We start from the raw sequence: 2436 nt of genomic DNA, 5'->3' as shown, positions 1-2436 counted from the left end.
CATAACCGTATTGACTAAATTTATCGTATCTCCAGTCATAAGGGTAGCTGCGGGCCAGGCATAATTATTTGCAAAGGTGCAGTTTACTATATTCTTTTTTCCTCCTCCGGGTATGCCTATTGCTACGGTACATGCTTCTGCTACATTGTTTACAAATAGGCAGTTGAACATATCAAACCAAAGACTATCCGAGCCACTACCGATTTGGACTGTATATGGAAAATAGTCTTGATTACTGCAGTTAGAAATTACACAATTCTCCCATAAACCGTTTTCTTCAGTAATATAATCCACAACTACCCAGCCTTCGTCGTTTCCTCCGGTGGAGTGATTATTATCGAATATACAATTCTTTAACTCACCATATTGCCAAGATTGACACCAAATCCCAGCGATTGCTCCAAAGGTATTATTGCGGATTATTACATCACTTAAATAAAAATTATCCGCTGGATTCATAATCATGTTGGCTATTGACATTTCAATTGGATTAGTCATATTCTCTACCATTATATTCTTTATAATTACATTTATGCCTTCATTAATCAGAAAACCTCTTGGTGATTCAGAAATATTATGCATAGTAAAATTCTCAAACCTTATCTCTTGCTGCTTAGATGCAATCATCATTGTTGAACTTTTTTCCATAAAATCATTCTCAAGAATAGTGTTCTCGCGTGATTCTCCGATTAACGGAACGTGAGATTTTAAACTAATGGGAAAGATTTGATTATTATCTGCATGGGAGTATATTCCGTCTTCCACATAAACAGTTTTAGGATCTATTGTATCACTTACTATTTTATGCATTGCCCAGGAAATTGTTTGCAAAGGTTCCTGAGGGCTAAAGCCACTGTTATTATCATCTCCGGAAGTTGATACATAAAGATCATGATTAACCTGTTCCAACCAGGTGTGCTCAATATCAAAATATAAATTGGATTGAGAGTTACCATGACCATTTGTGAAAACAAAATATCCCAATGGATCTGCTACTGTAAATGTATCTACATTCACATATATTTCCCCGGCTGCATAAGCAGCAATATCACTCCCGGTGCCTGCATAATTATTATAGATATTGCACCTGTTATCCTCATCGAATTCTACATTACAAGGATTAGTATATCCTGTGTAACTAATTCCAATACCACCGGCTGCATTTGCATAATTATTTATTATTTCCAGCCCTGAAAGATAAACATTCGATTTATGTATCTCAATCCCCCCGCCAACACTTGCGTTATTGTTAAAAATTTTACAATTTTTAATATATACATTTAATGGATTGGCAGAATTAGTACTATATATTTTTATTCCCCCACCTATATAATCATCTACATATATACTATAATCGCCACAGCCATTTGTTATGGAAAACCCTTGAATAAGAGCAGTTTCGTGATTTTCAAGACAAATACAGCTGGCTTCCTGTTGTCCGTTTATGATAGTGGAGTCAATGTAACTCTCATCTCCGGTTATCATCTCCAAACTTATAAGGGTTAAATCTTTTCCGTTAAAATTTATATTTTCATAATAGGTTCCCGGATGAACGAGAATCGTATCTCCATCCGAGGCTGCATTAATTCCGTCCTGAATTGATAAATAATTTCCACCACCATCTATATCTACAATTATGGTTTCGCGGTTGCTTTTTTGCTTCGAGCCGACATCCGTTTCGTTACTTTTAGATTCGAAGGATTTTTGCTTTTGTTTTGAATCAACATTTTTTTTGTTCCGGATCAATCCAAATGGATCTTTATTTCGAATCGAATTTACATTCAATCCATTACTTTTCGACTCAAAGGTAGTGCTGTGTAAAGAGAGGGATGTAAATAAAAGTATGGTTAATATATAAAAAAGTTTTTTTTGTTTCATAATAGATTTCCTTTTTTGTTCGACTCTTTCAGAGTCTTTTTTTATTTTTTTCATTGCTACCGATTTCATCGGCAGTTATTCATATTTGACACCTTCAGTGTCTTTTGTAATATAAATCTGACAGGTAAAATCTTATCCAAATATTTTGCCATTAATTTCTTGAATGCCAAAATCCGCCAGCGGGCGGAAGGGTCAGGGTGAGGTCGAAACCCAAAAACTTTGCGAAAGTTATAGCTTGTCATATTAGATGAAAGAGCCGATTTGATCTGATAACCTTCAATACACGATTTATTTGGCAGCAAAACTTTCGCAAAGATTAAAACACGAGAGGACTCGTGTTCTGCTTTCTTGAAAAACTCGAGTCGGACACCGTCTTTTGGGTTCGACTTGGGTTTTTTGTCACACGAACAAAATCCGAAAACTTTGTCCGCCAGCTGGCGGATTATAACCTCTCATCATTGATGAAAGAGCCGATTTGATCTGATAACCTTCAATACACGATTTGTTTGGCAGCAAAACTTTCGCAAAGATCATCACACGAAGAGACTCGTGTTCTAC

Annotated in this window: 1 protein-coding gene; it reads right to left on the bottom strand. The window is 35.8% G+C overall.

From position 1 onward, the window contains the following. Positions 1 to 1878: hypothetical protein (locus U9P79_07665; protein ID MEA2104499.1), on the bottom strand; the 1878-nt coding region annotated here is incomplete at its 3' end. Positions 1879 to 2436: the final 558 nt, after the last annotated feature.

This window comes from Candidatus Cloacimonadota bacterium (genome assembly GCA_034661015.1).
In the GTDB taxonomy this organism is placed as follows: Bacteria; Cloacimonadota; Cloacimonadia; order JGIOTU-2; family JGIOTU-2; genus JAYEKN01.
This window is presented reverse-complemented; position numbering and strand designations above follow the sequence as displayed.